General features: G+C 63.8%; 1 pseudogene. It reads left to right on the top strand.

What is annotated here, in order from left to right:
* Positions 1-126: 126 nt before the first annotated feature.
* Positions 127-246: pseudogene (locus JHD63_RS23755) on the top strand (IS5/IS1182 family transposase); the annotation flags it as partial.

The raw sequence follows: 246 nt of genomic DNA, 5'->3' as shown, positions 1-246 counted from the left end.
GCGGGCGTGGGCCAGAAATGGTCGCAATCCGGCTCGCAATCGAGCCGCTGCGGCCTTCCCATCTCGGAGTTCCCGATCAACGCGACCGCGCCTCGCTGAAATCGACCGCTTGTTCAGCTTTGCCTTAAGCGCCGCGGTATCCAGGATCGTATTGCTCGCAAAGGCATCGAGCGCAATGACAGGCTCGGGCGCCATCGGTGGGTGGTCGAGCGTACCCATGCTTGGCTGGCCGCGTTCGGCAAGCTG

This window comes from Xylophilus sp. ASV27, assembly GCF_016428875.1.
Lineage (GTDB): Bacteria > Pseudomonadota > Gammaproteobacteria > Burkholderiales > Burkholderiaceae_C > Xylophilus.
Note: the sequence above shows the minus strand (reverse complement) of the source record. Positions and strands in the feature narration are given on the sequence as shown.